12 protein-coding genes and 1 tRNA gene are annotated in these 14,911 nt (G+C 67.1%); 5 read left to right on the forward strand and 8 right to left on the reverse strand.

Going from position 1 to position 14,911, the window contains the following annotated elements; translation table 11 throughout:
- The first annotated feature begins 43 nt into the window (after positions 1-43).
- On the forward strand, positions 44-1,291 hold the full coding sequence (locus K6T13_RS15435) for a S8 family serine peptidase (protein WP_222895418.1): 1,248 nt from the start codon (positions 44-46) through the stop codon (positions 1,289-1,291).
- Between the two features lie 69 nt (positions 1,292-1,360).
- Here K6T13_RS15435 and K6T13_RS15440 read toward each other — a convergent pair whose 3' ends face one another.
- Positions 1,361-2,203 (reverse strand): hypothetical protein, encoded by an 843-nt coding sequence (locus K6T13_RS15440; protein WP_222895419.1) that lies wholly within the window; start codon positions 2,201-2,203, stop codon positions 1,361-1,363.
- Positions 2,204-2,459: 256 nt separating this feature from the next.
- Between K6T13_RS15440 and K6T13_RS15445 the strand changes: the two genes are divergently transcribed.
- Both K6T13_RS15445 and K6T13_RS15450 read left to right on the forward strand, forming a co-directional pair.
- Positions 2,460-3,311 carry a response regulator transcription factor gene (locus K6T13_RS15445; protein WP_222895420.1) on the forward strand — a complete coding sequence of 284 codons (852 nt, stop codon included), beginning with the start codon at positions 2,460-2,462 and terminating at the stop codon, positions 3,309-3,311.
- A 39-nt stretch (positions 3,312-3,350) separates the two neighbouring features.
- Positions 3,351-3,426, forward strand: a tRNA-Lys gene (locus K6T13_RS15450).
- Between the two features lie 363 nt (positions 3,427-3,789).
- Here the strand turns inward: K6T13_RS15450 and K6T13_RS15455 are convergent.
- The 4 genes from K6T13_RS15455 to K6T13_RS15470 all read right to left on the reverse strand — a co-directional run bounded on the left by K6T13_RS15455 (position 3,790) and on the right by K6T13_RS15470 (position 8,765).
- Positions 3,790-4,593: a DNA/RNA non-specific endonuclease gene (locus tag K6T13_RS15455; protein ID WP_346729093.1), complete on the reverse strand. Its 804-nt coding sequence runs from the start codon at positions 4,591-4,593 to the stop codon at positions 3,790-3,792.
- Complete coding sequence (locus K6T13_RS15460; RefSeq protein WP_222895422.1) at positions 4,590-4,811, reverse strand: hypothetical protein; 222 nt, start codon at positions 4,809-4,811, stop codon at positions 4,590-4,592. The genes K6T13_RS15455 and K6T13_RS15460 overlap by 4 nt, the downstream gene beginning before the upstream one ends.
- Positions 4,812-5,853: 1,042 nt before the next feature.
- Positions 5,854-6,651 (reverse strand): hypothetical protein, encoded by a 798-nt coding sequence (locus K6T13_RS15465; protein ID WP_222895423.1) that lies wholly within the window; start codon positions 6,649-6,651, stop codon positions 5,854-5,856.
- Positions 6,648-8,765, reverse strand: coding sequence for a DUF262 domain-containing protein (locus K6T13_RS15470; protein WP_283247929.1), 2,118 nt, complete (start codon positions 8,763-8,765; stop codon positions 6,648-6,650). The genes K6T13_RS15465 and K6T13_RS15470 overlap by 4 nt, the downstream gene beginning before the upstream one ends.
- A 583-nt stretch (positions 8,766-9,348) precedes the next feature.
- Between K6T13_RS15470 and K6T13_RS15475 the strand changes: the two genes are divergently transcribed.
- A complete protein-coding gene (locus tag K6T13_RS15475; protein WP_222895425.1) occupies positions 9,349-10,035 on the forward strand; it encodes an InlB B-repeat-containing protein in 687 nt (228 codons plus the stop codon).
- A gap of 136 nt (positions 10,036-10,171) precedes the next feature.
- Complete coding sequence (locus tag K6T13_RS15480) at positions 10,172-10,324, forward strand: hypothetical protein (protein ID WP_222895426.1); 153 nt, start codon at positions 10,172-10,174, stop codon at positions 10,322-10,324.
- 36 nt (positions 10,325-10,360) lie between these two features.
- Here the strand turns inward: K6T13_RS15480 and K6T13_RS15485 are convergent, their stop codons facing one another.
- The 3 genes from K6T13_RS15485 to K6T13_RS15495 all read right to left on the reverse strand — a co-directional run bounded on the left by K6T13_RS15485 (position 10,361) and on the right by K6T13_RS15495 (position 14,819).
- Positions 10,361-11,695 carry a NupC/NupG family nucleoside CNT transporter gene (locus K6T13_RS15485; protein WP_222895427.1) on the reverse strand — a complete coding sequence of 445 codons (1,335 nt, stop codon included), beginning with the start codon at positions 11,693-11,695 and terminating at the stop codon, positions 10,361-10,363.
- Between the two features lie 235 nt (positions 11,696-11,930).
- Positions 11,931-13,241, reverse strand: coding sequence for a CehA/McbA family metallohydrolase (locus K6T13_RS15490; RefSeq protein ID WP_222895428.1), 1,311 nt, complete (start codon positions 13,239-13,241; stop codon positions 11,931-11,933).
- A gap of 75 nt (positions 13,242-13,316) precedes the next feature.
- On the reverse strand, positions 13,317-14,819 hold the full coding sequence (locus K6T13_RS15495) for an NAD(P)/FAD-dependent oxidoreductase (protein WP_222895429.1): 1,503 nt from the start codon (positions 14,817-14,819) through the stop codon (positions 13,317-13,319).
- Positions 14,820-14,911 lie beyond the last annotated feature (92 nt).

Genomic DNA, 14,911 nt, shown 5'->3' on the forward strand with positions numbered 1-14,911 from the left:
GTCAGGCCGCACCTCGCGGCGACCATCTCGGACAAGGATCCCCATGCACAGGACCCCCCTGACCATGGCGGCCGCAGGCGCGGCCGCCCTCGCGCTTGGTGCAGCGGCGCTGGCCCCCGCCACCGCGTCCGCCGAGCCCAGCGGCAAGCCGGGCAGCGCCCCCGACAACTACATCGTCGTCTTGGAGGACGGCGCGGCAGCGAAGGCTGTCGCCAACGCCCACGCCGACCGGTTCGGCCTCGAGCTCGGCCACGTCTACACGACGGCCATCGACGGCTACTCCACCACGATGACCCCCTCCACCGCGGCGGCCGTCGAGGCGCTCCCCGGCGTCGCGTGGGTGCAGCGCGACACGCCGGTCAAGGCCACCGCCCAGTCCACCCCGACCGGCGTCAACCGCGTCGACGCCGACGCCTCCCCCACGGCCGCCATCAACGGGGTCGACCAGCGCGTCAACGTCGACGTCGCCGTGATCGACACGGGTGTCGACCTCGACCACCCCGACCTCAACGTCTATCGGCAGGGCGCCAAGAACTGCTCGGTCGGCCTCGGCGCCGAGGACGACCACGGCCACGGCTCCCACGTCGCCGGCACCGTCGCCGCGCTCGACAACAAGACCGGCGTGGTCGGCGTCGCCCCCGGTGCCCGGATCTGGCCGGTCAAGGTGCTGACCGCCGTCGGCACGGGCCTCAACTCCGACGTGATCTGCGGCATCGACTACGTCGCTGCCAACGCCGACAAGATCGAGATCGCCAACATGAGCCTCGGCGGCGGCGGTTCCGACGACGGCAACTGCGGCGCCAGCAACAACGACGCCATGCACGCCGCGATCTGCGACGCCGTGGCCGCGGGCGTGACCTTCGTGGTCGCCGCCGGTAACGACTCCGAGGACGCCAAGAACTCCACCCCGGCGGCGTACGACGAGGTGATCACCGTCAGCGCCCTCGCCGACTTCAACGGCACGCCCGGTGGTGGGGCGGCCAGCACCTGCCGCTCCGACGTCGACGACACCTTCGCCAACTTCTCCAACTACGGCGCCGACGTCGACATCATCGCCCCCGGTGTCTGCATCCGCAGCACCTCCATGGCCGGTACCTACTCGACGCTGTCGGGCACCTCGATGGCTGCCCCGCACGTCGCCGGCGGCGCCGCGCTGTGGGCGGCGACCCACCCGGGCGCGACGCCCGCGCAGGTGAAGAGCGCGCTGCAGGGCTCCGCCACCACCAACTGGAACGACGTCGACGACCCCGACAACACCAAGGAGAAGCTGCTCAACGTCGCGACGTACTGACGCTTCCCGCCCCGGCACGCCGCCCGGCTCCCCTTGCCCTGGGGGAGCCGGGCGGTGGTCTGTGCCGCCTCAGCGGCCGGGGCGGGCGTTGGAGTCGCTGGAGGCGGTGAGGATCTCGGACTCCTCGGTACGGGCGCGGGCGAATCCGTTCCACGACTGGGCGACCACGTCCACAGCCAGCGGACCGTCCTCGAAGGCCCAACCGGTCTCGCTGTCGAGGACCGCCTCCCAGGTCCGGGTGTCGGCGTCGCAGGGGGCGTCGCCGAAACCCGTGCCCCGAGCCACTCCGCCGCTGCTCACCCGCTGGCTCACGAGCACGGCGACGCTGAAGCTGTTGGGCGAGGCACAGGTCATCTCGCCCACGACGACGAGGCGCCCGGACGCGCGCCCGGCACGGGCTTCCTCGATGGTGACCTCGACGCTCGGGGGCACGGGGTCGCCGACGGTGAGCACGCCCTCGCCGCCGGGGCCGCCGCCGAAGGAGCTCACCGCGATCCAGTATCGGCCGCCCTGCCGCACCTGCTGGCGCAGCGAGGACGTGGTGTCGAACCGCGCGTCGTCGTCACAGTCGATGAGGGTCGGCGACCGGCGCGGCCCGCTGAAGAGCGCGAGCACGGTGTCGAACGAGGAGCCCGCTGTCGTGAGGCGCAGCCGCTCGGTGTCGGTGGCCCGGAAGCGGAACCACACGCTCCGTGAGCCGACGCACGGCAGCCGGCCGGCCTCGCGGGTCGCCTCGGTGGAGTCGAAGCGGTGGCTCGCGGGTTCCTGGCTGATGCGCGTGGCACCGGTGATGTCGTCGTTGGGCGGCGGCGCGGCGTACGCCGGTCCGGAGAGTGCGAGCGGCAGGCACACCAGCAGCGCGCCGCCGGCGGCGAGGACCCGCCGCGCGCGCCGAGACCTCGTCGTGGACATGTGGGACCCCCTGCGCGCTGGACCCCACCACCCACAGGGTCGCCTCAGGCCACGGTAGGGCCACGAGCCGCGCGCCCCCATCACCCAGATGGTCTAAACCGGTGACCGCGACCGCCGAGCGGGTGTCCGGTTGCGGACACCGGTCTTGCCCCCACCGGGCACCGGGTGCAATCTGTTCGGGTATCCGGCACTGATGCCGATGGCGTCCGGAATGCGGCCGAGAGCGGCCGCACCGGTCGCTGCGGGGGTGGGATCGATGAGGAGCGCTCGAGCGCGGTACGACGAGTGGCTGGACCTGCTGGCCGACCTGACCCGACATCACAACGGGCCGTTCCCGCGGGCCATCATCGCCGAGCAGCTCTTCGACACCTTCGACTGCAACATCTCGTGGAACTGGATGGACGAGGGAGGCCGGTTCGGCTGGGAGACCTCGGGGCCCCTCCCGGGGTTCGCCACCACGGCCGACGACGGGGCGTGGATGGCCGACGCGCTCCTCAAGCACCCGCTGGTGTGCTGGTTCACGCGGACCGGTGACGCGACGGCCATGACCAACGGCCGGGTCCCGCGCGACCTCGTGCCCCCCGACGGCTTCGCGCTGGTGCAGGAGGTGCTCGAGCCCTACGGCTTCGAGCAACAGCTCTCCATGCCCTACGTGCTCGCGCCGGGCAGGTACCGCACGTTCGTCATGGCGCGCTCGAGCGACGACTTCACCGACGAGGAGCTCGAGCTTGCCCGCCGGATCCAGACGCTCCTCGCCGTCCTGGAACGCCAGACCGAGCTGCTCGAGGGCCAGCCACCCCACCTGCAGGGGGTCGGGCTCACGGCGCGGGAGGTCGCGGTGCTGGCCCTGCTGCAGGAGGGGCTGACCGCCGTCGCCATCGGTCACCGGATGCAGCTCTCGCCGCGGACCGTCCACGCCCACCTGCGCAGCATCTACCGCAAGCTCGGCGTGGGCGACCGGATGCGTGCCGTGCTCGCAGCGCAGGAGCTCGGGGTGCTCGCGACCGGGCGCGCGGGCGGGGCGGACCTCGACGCCGTACCGCTCGAGTTCCGCTGGACCAGCCCCACCCCTGCCCGGCTGTACGACGAAAGCCCCCGGACGGCCTGACCGCCGACCCGTCCGCCGACCCCGACTAGAGTCCCTGCCGGGCCCTTAGCTCAATTGGCAGAGCTCCGGACTTTTAATCCGTTGGTTGTGGGTTCGAGTCCCACAGGGCCTACCAGCATTAGCCCAGGTCAGCGGCCTGCGCCTCCGACCTGGGATTCGCCGCGCGAGCGTCCCTGCTACGCACCTGCTAGCACCTGGGCTCGAATGGGTTCACGAGAGTCCTCCACCACCAGGCTCGCGTGGCTTTGGTCTTGTCCTCATGTGCCCGTTCCGTTGACGAAACGCTCCCTCAACGCCTCAGACGCTGAGGGTGCGCTGGCCCGCGCTGGCGATCGCGATTCCGAAGTCGTGACCTCGCGTCGCGGCAATGGTTCCCGCTTCGAGCGGATGCAGCTACGGTAAGGGTCAGTCTCTAGAGGCGGCCGACGTTGTGCCGCCGAGGCCCCGGTTTGAGCTGGCTTGGGCGCCGGAAGTCCGCTCACCATTCAACGTCCCTAGCGTCCGCGACGACCCTCCCCCCCTCCAACGCGCGGGCCAGGAGCCCGTCGTCGTGGCTTCGAAGGCTCTCAAATTGGAGTCCTGTCCGCATCTCCAGGTCGGTCAAGGTCACTTGGTGGGTCTTGAACTCATCGAGGTAGTCCATGGTCTCGATGCGGTCAGGGTTGAGATCTTGTGAAAGTACGAAGCAGCGGAACTGCACCTGTCCTCCGACTGCATAGGCAACGACCTTCCAGTGATCTTTGGGGATCTGCCTGCCGCGATAGACAGGATCGGAGGCGGCAAGAACTGGACCCCCGAACAAGGTCACTCGCCGACTCTCGATCTTGTCGAGCTCAAGCACTGCATTTTCAAGCAGCCCCCACACTCCGTCGCGCCTCGACTGATTGAAGTCACGCATTTGAGGAGTGATGTTCGTGTAGAAGAAGGAGTCGCGGTTGCCGGCTAAGGCCTCGGGCAGCGTGCCCCACAGCAGGTCAGCTCGTCGCGCGATGTGGCCTCTGTCTAAGTGGTTGTCGAGGTACAAGTCGTTGAGGGTTTGAAGCTCGTCAGAGAGGCGGTCGTCAGCTCGGAAGTCGACGCGATGGATGCCGTCCGCACTGAAGAGGCGCCGGCCGTCAATGTTCCAAGCGACCCACCACGCGAGCCGTCGCTCGGTGTTCAACTGCAGGGAGAAATGCACATAGTCAAGCTGCGCCGTTGCCATCCCGGGGGCCGAGGGCACCGCGAGGGGTTCGCGCAGAAAGTCTGGGTCGAAGCCAACCGCCTCTGTGCCCTGATTCATCCTTTCCCGGGCCGACTTCCCTTAAAGTTGCGGTGATAGCAGACCTGAACGATTACTCCGACGCAGACCTCCACACACCCGCCGAGCGGATGAGTTTCGCCCTCAGGGAGCTCCTTGGGCCGCAGCCGCGCCTTCAGGTCGACGGTCACCTCATCCGCGGATGCTTCTCCCGACTCTTCCATCTGCTTGGCAGCCGCCTCGAGAATCATGTTGTACATGAGCTCTCCGTATTCGGCGTCCCCAGCGTTGCCAGCATCTGGCGCTCCGTCTGCGTTCTGGATTCGCGTATCGATGTGACCGCGGAGGTAGTCGGGTGTCAGTGAAGGCAAGGTCCCAGTCCTTTCAGGCAAGTGTGACTCACGTCACCCTAACTAGGGATGTTCCGGGGCGTAAGGAGTCAGACCTACCGAGTTCAATTCGTCGAGGGTCCAAGAGAGTCGGGTCACACTGCCCTGCCGCGGCGTCGACCGACGGCAGATAGTCGGAATGAACCTGGACGGTCGGCTGGGCGGACAACGAGCGGGCGGTGCGTCCTTAACGCGGTTCGGGCAGTCGAAGCGCCCGCGACTGGGGTTCCCGCAGCCCCCGTTCTGCCTCGGCATTGCGCGATCACACGCCGTGCGTGCCGGTGGCGCATCGACGAACGTGGCTTCGTGCTGTCTGCAAAGGTTCATATCATCGCGTGCGTGGAGGAGCTCGCCACTCAGTTCTTACCTGGAGACCTAGATATTGACTGCCCGGCCCGTGCCTTCAACCTGTGAGTCAGGTGGTCAGAGGTGGCTGATTGCGCAGACCACGGTGGTGTGTCCTTGCTGTCGGGTTCGCGTCCGACTGGTGGACGACCGTTTAGGCATGCAAACGGCTGGTGAGGTGCTCGAGCGTGCTTCGGTACTTGCCCTCGCCGGAGTGACCCTAGCCGTCCACGCGATGTCGCTGCACCCGGCTTGCGACCACCTCGATCAGTGGCGCGCGCCCTCCCAACAGGCGATCGCTCGCGAGGTTATAAACCGTACCTACGACAACGCCAAGAACATCGGCAGCCTCATGTGCAGACAACCAGAATGCGCAGCAGACTAGGGCGATGTTGGGTCCAAGCACTGCCTCTTACCCACAAGGGCCCACTTGTTGCGCGACCGAGGGCTTTGCCGGTGCCATCGATAGAAACGCAGCCTAAACCGTGGCGGATTCCCGGCTGCTAAGACGCTCCGGTGAACGAGCTACTTCCGGCGGGGTCCCCCCGGGGACGAGAGGGAGTCGGTCCTAGTTGCTCGCCACCGTTGACCGCATCTCCGCAACTCGTGCAACGAAGAACAGCCAGGCAGGAGTGAATCCATGGTCCAAGTGGTCGACCACGATGCCTTCTGGGTCGGCGGATTCGGCGATAGCGCAGTAGATGGTTTGACGCTCTGGGTCCTGCGCCGCGTACCACACCATTTTGCGTGCGCGGAACGTCGAGGTGTCGCCTACGACCGCGGCAACGCCAAATATCTCGTCCCGCCAGTCATTCCACGCAGACGAATGAACGTCCTCCGGTGAAAGGCCAGACTGGACTGGTTGCCGGAACTTAGGGTCTGCTAGGTTCGCGCGAAAAGTGAACTCGAACATTGTGTCTGCAGTTATCAGCAGCTGAGTCGCGCCCAGCTCCTCCTGGTCCTTGTCGCTTGCTGCTGTCGCCAGCCTTACCAAGTGGTCCCCAATATGCGACTCCGAAGAGTGCTGCTTCTTGTACACGGTCAGCCTCCAGGCTCCCTTCGCGAACAGCGTGCCCGCTATTTGCCGTAGTAAATACTCAGGTTGCGCAGTTCGTATACCTTGCCGCAGCCGCTGATTCTCAACTAACCGTCGCTCCACATCTCGCTCATCGCGTCTCAAGAGGACGAGGCCAGCGACTGCAAGCACCAGGCTCACCAAGATCGCATAGGGACGAGCCTGTTCCGGAATCCAAGGAAGCCACTCGAGCGCTGGGATCACGACGACTGGTATGGCAGCCATCGCCGCCCACAATCTGCGTCGCAGGGATGACGGCGCCCGCTCTTCTCCAGGGTCGATGTCAGTCACTGCTCATCATCGAAAGTGTCGCCGGTGTCATCGGGATCGCCGTCCTGGCGATCTGCCTTAGCCGTAAACTCGCTCAATTCCTCCGACTGCATTCTCTTGCCGAGGTCGAATTGTGCCCGGTCTTGGTCAGCCACCCTCGACTTGAGCTCACCCGGTAGCCAAGTGGGGATTGCCTTGCTTTCCGTCCGAATTAGCCGGGCAAGTGTTGCGTCGAGCGTTGCAACGATCTCTCGAATGTCGTCATGGGCCGCACCTAGAACGGCAACCAGGTCGTCCTCGGTGACCCACCGGGTCACAGGCAAGCTCTGTAGCAGAGACTGCAGTCGATCCCGCACCGAAGCTCCGGACTCGTCCTGACTGGCGTCAGCGGAGCTGGCCAGCGGTTGATGATGGAACCTTTCGAGGATAGAGTTCGCCAGGGATTCACTACGGGCTTGGATATCCGCCGGATAGAATCGCGGCATTTCGGCGAGTGCCCTGTTTAGCCGCAAAGCTGACTGATCGAAGAACTCCTGGGTCTTCACCTTGAAACTCGAGTTACCCATTCGCTGATTATTGTCAGTCAAGGTCAGATTGCCGAGTGTGTGTGTGAGGGCCTCCGCGTCAGAGAGGTCAATATCGGCCGACTCGAAGTACGCCCGCCACTCCCCGGAAAGCGACTGCGGCATGACATGCTCGATTTGGCTTTTGGAAAGGTCGGCCGACTCCATCCCGGGGAGGCGTTCCTCAGCAACTGAGAGTAGAAACTTCACGTACCGGCGCGCAGAGGCGTAGATCGGATTCCCGACGACCGCGGCACGTACCTGATCATCTGTGGGCCAGTAGTACCCCTGCTTGCTCAAGAGCAATCTCATTCGCTCGCTTACAGACTCATTGGCGCCGCGCTGCGCGAGATCGTGCGCCACGGGAGTTAGGAGCCGGTTAAGCTGGTTGGTGGGAACGCCATTGAGAGTACGCTTGACAAGGTAACTCATGAGGACGTCGATGGCGGCCGCGGCGTCGCTTTGCTCGATGTCACCCGCCATGGCCGCTTTCAAGAGCCAAAGGGCAACGGGGGTAGCTGGTTCGGATCGCCAATCCTTGAGGGTCTGCAGAGATTCGAGCAGTTCACGTGCGATGCGACTATCGGCTTGCCCGCGAGCGGGGTCCCGCACGATGAGGAACAGGAGATGATCGTCGTACATCTCCTGGAGAACGCCCAGAGCGTGGTCGTTTCGTTCTTGAGCGGGCAATGCGTTGAGAGTGACTCGAAGCCGCTTCTCGAACTTCGAGAAAAGGTCGTCCCGAGAAGTCTTGGGGTTGATCGCGACCTCGCGAGACCACAGAAAAGTGACGAACTCGCGATCAGGAGACTTCGATCGCGGAGTGACGAGGTTGACCTCCATCGGCACCCAGTACTCGCTGTGCGCTTCGTCAGCAGCGCCTGTGCCAATGTGGTGAAGCACTTCATTGCGAACGAGATCGGCAGCTGAGAGGTCCATGCCTTTCGAATTCAACGTATTGAAAATGCTATTGACCGAATCGCCGGTTTTGGTTGTTATCTCCACTAGCAGCATGTTAAGCAGCAGCGTATTCTCTAGACGGTCCAGCGATAGATCATCAGTACGCATGGCGCGTTCGATAGCCATCTTGAAAAAATTGTACGCCACCCCAATATCCCCTGTCGGGTCCTGGAGTCGTACAGTTCGCTCGTAGGCTTCGCGGTCGAGTTTGGTGGGGACGAGGCGGTCCGGGAAGTCCGTGCTGAACGGATTACGCAAGTATTGATCGTCGATGGAGCCTGGATTCCAAGTGGGGTCGGCTTCCTTCCTGACGTCGCGTAATGCGGCGAGCAGGATCAGGATGGTTGTCAACCGTTGCTGGCCATCAATAACCTGGTGTCGCATTAGCGTCGATGCGGGGCCGAGCGCTGGATGAAGCACGACGCTTCCGAGGAAATGGCCGTATAGAGCCTCGGGGTCGTCTGGGTGCTCGAGGCCGTACTCGATAAGCAGGTCATTCCACAACTGTTCCCATTGTTCTTTGCGCCACGTGTATCGACGCTGAAACGTGGGGATCAGGAACACCTTCGATCCCTGGATCAGCCGATGAACTGTGATTGCGGTCGCCTTCATTACTCTCCGTCACGATTGTGCGTAGCTGGAAGAAGCACGCGATGAAACTCGTCGGTTCAGTCCTGGTCTGGCGTCGAGGGCGGACGTCGTGGAGCACTTGGTAGCAGGAACCCTCCGCTGGGAGCCTGCTCGATTGTCAGGGCAGGGAGTGAGTCCCGACGCGGATTGCACGACTTCCGAGTCCCGAGCATGGGGCTATTCATACCCCACCTGGGGTCCAGTGTGTTCCGCGGACGGGTCCGACAGTCGCGGCGCGTGCTTGGGCATCATGATGAGCAGACATGGAAGCGGTCCGACCTACTGGGGTGGGAAGAGCCGCTCATTGCGCGCGTGCTTGGCCATGGCCAATGCTCCCGGTCAACGCCCGTCCGATCTGCCAACAGAACTAGGTAGATCAGGACATCGCCAGCTCGGCTGATAGGCGGCCGCGCAGGTCAGATGCTGGCTCGCTCAACGCGAGCTCGACCTCATGGTCTTAGCTCAACTGCAGCTCCGCTAAGACCTCGCCGGCTTCGGCGGCCATAGCCATTGCCAGATTCCTGGCGGTATGGAACGGCTCCCAATCGCGCCTACCTCGAAACGCGTGAAGCTACTGCAGGAGACCGGCGAGCGAGTCACTCATGCCTGCTCACCGTGCCTCGACGGGCTGCCGTGCCGCGTCGGCCAGGTCGGGGAGGGCGTGATCGAGATCGGCTACGGACCCGTCACTGACGCTGTCCGCGAGCTGAGCCTGACGTGCGTCCCGAGCACGATCCACACCCTGACGGTCACCAAGAGCGCGACCGACGGCGGGACAGTCTCGGGCGGCGCCATCAGCTGCGGCACGACGTGCTCAACCGTCCTGCCGGGCGGTGACCAGGTCACGTTGACCGCGACCCCGACGGCCGGCTACCGCTTCGCCGGCTGGAGCGGCGCCTGCACGGGAACGGGTGAGTGCACGGTGACCATGAACAGCGACAAGACAGTTGCGGCGACCTTCATCGAGCAGGTCACGCTCAGGGTGGTTCTCCTACAGCAGGGACACCGGACCATGGCCATGGTCGCTAGTCCGGAGCCGAGCCTCAGTCCCGATCCGTGCACCACCACCGGATCCGGGACCCAAAGGTCGTGCACTGCGACCTACGACGTCGGTACGCAGGTCACTCTCACAGCCAGCACGCTCGGGTTTTCCGTGAACTGGCTCAACGGGCCGTGCACAGACACGAACGTGACCTCGTGCACTCTCACGCTTGACTCCGATATCGACCTGGCGGTTCAGGTGGCCGGCTAGCAGCTCGCAGCCAAGGTCGTCCGGGCCGTGCGGCGGGGCGCACGGCCCGGACGGCGTTCTGAGCTCGGCCCTTGCCACGGAAAGCCGGTGGTCTGGACCGGGCGTAACGTGGCCCGGGTCACACCGTTGAGCAGGCATGGCAATCATGGGGATGGCAGCCCCCGAGGTCCGTGGACCGGTGCAGGGGCTGGACTTGCTGGAGAAGTGGCTGGAGTTCCGGGACAAGTGCCTCGACACGGTGGCTATCGACCACCCGGAGCACGTCCGGATCGCCGACCCGTACCGCTGACCGGGGCGGGACTCCCGCCCCGACCAGCGACTCCGGTCAACCGATGAGGATGCCCGCGATCGCGGCACTCATCAGGTTGGCCAGCGTCGCCGCGAGCACGGCGCGCAGGCCGAGCGCCGCGATGTCGGGGCGGCGCTCGGGCGCGATCCCGCCCAGCCCGCCGAGCAGGATGCCCAGCGACCCCAGGTTCGCGAAGCCGGTGAGCGCGAAGGTGATGATGGCGGCGGTCTTCTCGCTGTAGCTGCCGATCTCCGGCCCGAACCCGGTGAACGCGACGAACTCGTTGACCACGACCTTCTGACCCAGGAAGCTGCCGGCCTCCGCGGCCTCGGCCCACGGCACGCCGATCATCGACATCACGGGCGCGAAGATCCACCCCAGGATCTGCTCGAAAGTCAGGTCCTCTTGGCCGAACCAGCCGCCCACGCCCCCGACCGCGAGGTTGATCAGCGCGATCAGCGAGATGAAGGCCAGCAGCATCGCGCCGATCGTCGCGGCCAGCCGCAGGCCGTCGGCCGCTCCCGATGCCGCCGCGTCGATCGTGTTGCGGTGGTGCAGCCCGTCGGACTCCGCCTCCCCGCGGTCCTCCTCCTCGCGCGCGTCGTCCTCGACCTCCGCGGGCGGTACGTCGGCGGAGCTGTCCCCGGCACCGGCTGCCCGCGCCGACGAGGTGGAGGACACCAGCTCGCGCTCCCTCGCCACGGCGTCCGGGTCGTCCTCGGGAACGATGATCTTCGCCATCAGCAGCGCGCCCGGGGCCGCCATGAAGCTGGCGGCGATGAGGTACTCCAAGGGCGCGCCGAGCAGCGAGTAGCCGACGAGCACCGACCCCGCGACCGTCGACAGACCTCCCACCATCACCGCGAAGAGCCCCGATCGGGAGAGCCCCGAGACGAAGGGGCGGATCACCAGCGGCGCCTCGGTCTGGCCCACGAAGATGTTGGCGGCCGCGTTGACCGACTCGGCGTGCGACGTCCCGAGCAGGCGCCCCAGCGCCCCACCGAGCCACGAGACCACCCGCTGCAGGACCCCCCAGTGGTAGAGCACGGCGGTCAGGGCGGCGAAGAAGACGATGACGGGCAGCACCTGGAAGGCGAACACCACGCCGTCCCCCTCCTCGGGCAGCACCGGCCCGAAGAGGAAGCCGATCCCCTCCCGCGAGGAGTCGATGACCGCCTGGACGCCCCGCGAGGCCGCCTCGAGACCGCGCTGGCCGAGCGACCACGAGAGCACGATGACGCCGAATCCGACCTGCAGCCCCAGCGCGGCCAGGACGGTGCGCCAGCGGATGGCCTTGCGGTTGCTGGACAGCGCCAGCGCGATCACCAGCAGACCGGCCATGCCGCCGATGCCCCACACGACGTCGATCATTCGTTCCACCTCCGGGTCACGTGGCGACCGAGCGTGCCACGACGACCACCCCCAGCGGCACCCCGGTGGTCCAGACCGGGCGTAACGTGACCCAGGTCACCTCGTTGACGGGGCATGGCTATCGGAGGCATGGCGGCACCGGTCACCACCAGGCCGCTCCAGACCATGGACCTGCTGCAGCGGTGGCTCGCCTACCACGAGCCCCGGACGCAGCGGCAGGACGGCGAGCGCCCGGTCACGGTGTGAGCCACCACGGGCTCGTGTAGGCGATCCCCCGCAGGTTGCCGGGGTGCCCGTCGGGCCCGGGCGTCTCGTTGCGCGCGTGCGGGTCCGCGACCCGCAGCAGCACCCAGTCACCGTCCGCTACGTCGAGCGGCACCGTGACGGCCACCAGTCCCCCCACCCGGAAGTCCCGCGTCGCCACCACCTCCGGCACCCTCCCGCCCGGCCGCAGCACCTGTACCGACAGCATCCGGCCACGCCAGCTGTCGTCCCGGGCCAGGTCGAGCACGAAGGTGACGTCACCCCGTCGCAGTGGCAGCGCTGACCCCATCGGCGCCGGCCGACGACCCTGCACCGCCGCCACGGCGTCCACCCGCAGCCCCGAGGTCCGGGTCGCGAAGAAGCGCCGGTCACGCATCGCAGCCTTGACGCCGGCCCGGGTGTGCTCGGCGACCCACAGCCCGGTCCGGCCCTTGCCCTCCGGGTGGCCCCAGTCGGTGCCGTGCTCGTCGGTGACGCCGGTGATGCCGGTGCGCCAGCCGGCGTCGAGGCAGGCCGAGAGCGGCGAGCTCCGGCCGTCGGCGTACCCCTCGAAGAGGTAGTCGTCGGTGCGGTTGAACATCTCCAGGGAGACCACGCGGTCGCGCAGCCGGGGGTCGAACCGGAACTCCTCGAAGCGGCCGGGCTCGCGACCCGGGTGGTTGAAGCCCGCGATGCCGTCGCCGCCGCCGTCGAGCACCAGCCCGGGTTCGCGACGGAGCCACTCGAGGAAGGGCGCCATGAGTCCCGACTGCACGACGTCGGTGTAGTGCTCGCTGAACCACACGTTCATGTGGCCGAGCAGCGGGTGGGACCACTCGAAGCCGCGGACGGCCGTGAACGCCCCGTCGACGTCGGCGGCGTCGGCATAGGCGGCCGTGCGGTCCCAGCCCTGCGGCGTCAGCCCGCCCACCTGGTGGTAGTCCTGCGGCATCGCGTCCTTGATCAGGTCCCCGAGCGCGTTGTCGGACATGGTCGCGTGGTCGGTGAGGGCCGCGACGTCGAGCCCCGCGCTCCGCATCGAGTCGAAGGCAAGAGCGGGGTCGCCGTCGCCGTCGGAGAGCAGGGTGTGGTTGTGCAGGTCGGCGTGCACGAGGGTGCGGCCGGCCGTGATCCGCGAGCTGCGGGCCGCGCCCGTCGCCGGCCGCGATCCGGGGGCCCGTGCCGCGGCGGTCTCGGGCGAGGTCAGTCCGGCGAGCAGCAGGCCGGTGCCCGCCGTCGCCAGCGCCGTACGTCGGGTGAGCGGTCGGTGGGGCGGGGTGCCGTGGTGGTGGCCGTCGCACATGCCCGGCACAACGGGCGAGCCCGCCGCAGGTCACTGACGGGCCGGTGAACAGTCCGCGACCAGCAGGGGGTCGGGTCAGCGCCCGTCGGACGGTACGCCGCGGACGCCCGCGTCGGTGAGCCGCGCCTCCTCCTCGGCCCGCTCCTCCAGCTCGCGCCTGGTCACCTCGATCAGGTCGCGGGCGGCGTCGTAGGCCCCGGGCGGCGAGACCAGGTCGGCCGCTCCGCCCTTGAGCCGGGCCAGGGCGGACCGCGCGAAGATCTGCTGCTCGGTCGTGGTCCGCTCCGAGCGGCCGCTGCCGAGGAACGAGATCGTCCAGCGCAGCAGCGCGGTGACCCGGTTCTTGAAGCCGGTCAGGTAGACGAGGTGGACGGCCAGCCAGCTCAACCACGCCAGCAGCCCGGAGAAACGGAGCTTGCCGACCATCGCGACCGCGTCGAAGCGGCTGATGATCGCCATCGAGCCCTTGTCGAAGTACTTGAACGGCTTCTGCGGCGCCTTGCCCTGCAGCCGGCCGTCGATCTCCTTGGCGGCGTACTTGGCGCCCTGGATGGCGACCTGCGCGACGCCGGGGAGGTTGTCGAGGGCGATCATGTCGCCGACCACGAAGACCTCGGGGTGGCCGGGCAGCGTCAGGTCGGCGTTGACACCGATCCGGCCGGCCCGGTCCAGTGGCGCCCCGGTCTGCTCGGCCAGCGTCCGGCCCAGCGGGCTGGCCTGCACGCCCGCGGCCCAGATCTTGGTGACCGCGTTGACGCGCTCGGTGCGCCCGTCCTTGTACTTGAGCTCGAGGCCGCGTTCGTCGACGTCGGTGACCATCGCGCCGAGGACGACCTCGACCCCGAGCTTCTCCAGCTCGGCCTGCGCCTTGGCCCCGAGCCGCGCACCGAAGGGCGGCAGCACCTGACCGGCGGCGTCGACGAGGATCACCCGCGCCGAGTGGGTGTTGATGGCGCGGAAGTCCTTCTCCAGGGTGCGCCGCGACAGCTCGGCGATCTGGCCGGCCATCTCCACGCCGGTGGGACCGGCGCCCACGACCACGAAGGTGAGGTGGTGGTCCACGTCGTCGCCGCGCGTGGCGCCGAGCTCAGCCATCTCGAAGGCCCCGAAGATGCGGCCCCGCAGCTCCAGCGCGTCGTCGATGCTCTTCATCCCGGGCGCGTGCTCGGCGAAGTGGTCGTTGCCGAAGTAGGACTGGGCCGCGCCGGCCGCGACGATCAGCGAGTCGTAGGGCGTGACCGTGGGCCGGCCGAGGACCTCGGAGGTCACCAGCCGCTGCTCCAGGTCGATCCCCGTGACCTCACCGAGCAGGATCCGGGCGTTCTTCTGGCGGCTCAGCACCTCACGGGTGGGCGGCGCGATCTCGCCCTCGGAGAGGATCCCGGTGGCCACCTGGTAGAGCAGCGGCTGGAAGAGGTGGTGCGTCGTCTTGGCGATCATCGTGACGTCGACGTCGGACCGCCGGAGCGCCTTGGTCCCGAACAGGCCTCCGAAACCGGAGCCGATGACCACCACCCGGTGTCGCTGGCCGTCGACCGGCTCGGTGGCCGGCTCGTTGGTCGGCTGGTTGCTCACCATGGCCCCATTGTCTCGCGATCGGCCAGAACGTCCCCATCGCGTCCCGCCATCAGAGCGGCAGCCCGCCTCCGGCGACGTTTGGTGGTGGAATG

The sequence above is a fragment of the Nocardioides coralli genome, from assembly GCF_019880385.1.
Lineage (GTDB): Bacteria > Actinomycetota > Actinomycetes > Propionibacteriales > Nocardioidaceae > Nocardioides > Nocardioides coralli.

Coding starts and splice junctions, on each gene's coding strand:
- K6T13_RS15445 (WP_222895420.1), top strand. CDS start 2,460: ATGAGGAGCGCTCGAGCGCGGTACGACGAGTGGCTGGACCTGCTGGCC.
- K6T13_RS15495 (WP_222895429.1), bottom strand. CDS start 14,819: ATGGTGAGCAACCAGCCGACCAACGAGCCGGCCACCGAGCCGGTCGAC.
- K6T13_RS15455 (WP_346729093.1), bottom strand. CDS start 4,593: ATGAATCAGGGCACAGAGGCGGTTGGCTTCGACCCAGACTTTCTGCGC.
- K6T13_RS15470 (WP_283247929.1), bottom strand. CDS start 8,765: ATGAAGGCGACCGCAATCACAGTTCATCGGCTGATCCAGGGATCGAAG.
- K6T13_RS15440 (WP_222895419.1), bottom strand. CDS start 2,203: ATGTCCACGACGAGGTCTCGGCGCGCGCGGCGGGTCCTCGCCGCCGGC.
- K6T13_RS15460 (WP_222895422.1), bottom strand. CDS start 4,811: ATGTACAACATGATTCTCGAGGCGGCTGCCAAGCAGATGGAAGAGTCG.
- K6T13_RS15485 (WP_222895427.1), bottom strand. CDS start 11,695: ATGATCGACGTCGTGTGGGGCATCGGCGGCATGGCCGGTCTGCTGGTG.
- K6T13_RS15480 (WP_222895426.1), top strand. CDS start 10,172: ATGGCAATCATGGGGATGGCAGCCCCCGAGGTCCGTGGACCGGTGCAG.
- K6T13_RS15435 (WP_222895418.1), top strand. CDS start 44: ATGCACAGGACCCCCCTGACCATGGCGGCCGCAGGCGCGGCCGCCCTC.
- K6T13_RS15490 (WP_222895428.1), bottom strand. CDS start 13,241: ATGTGCGACGGCCACCACCACGGCACCCCGCCCCACCGACCGCTCACC.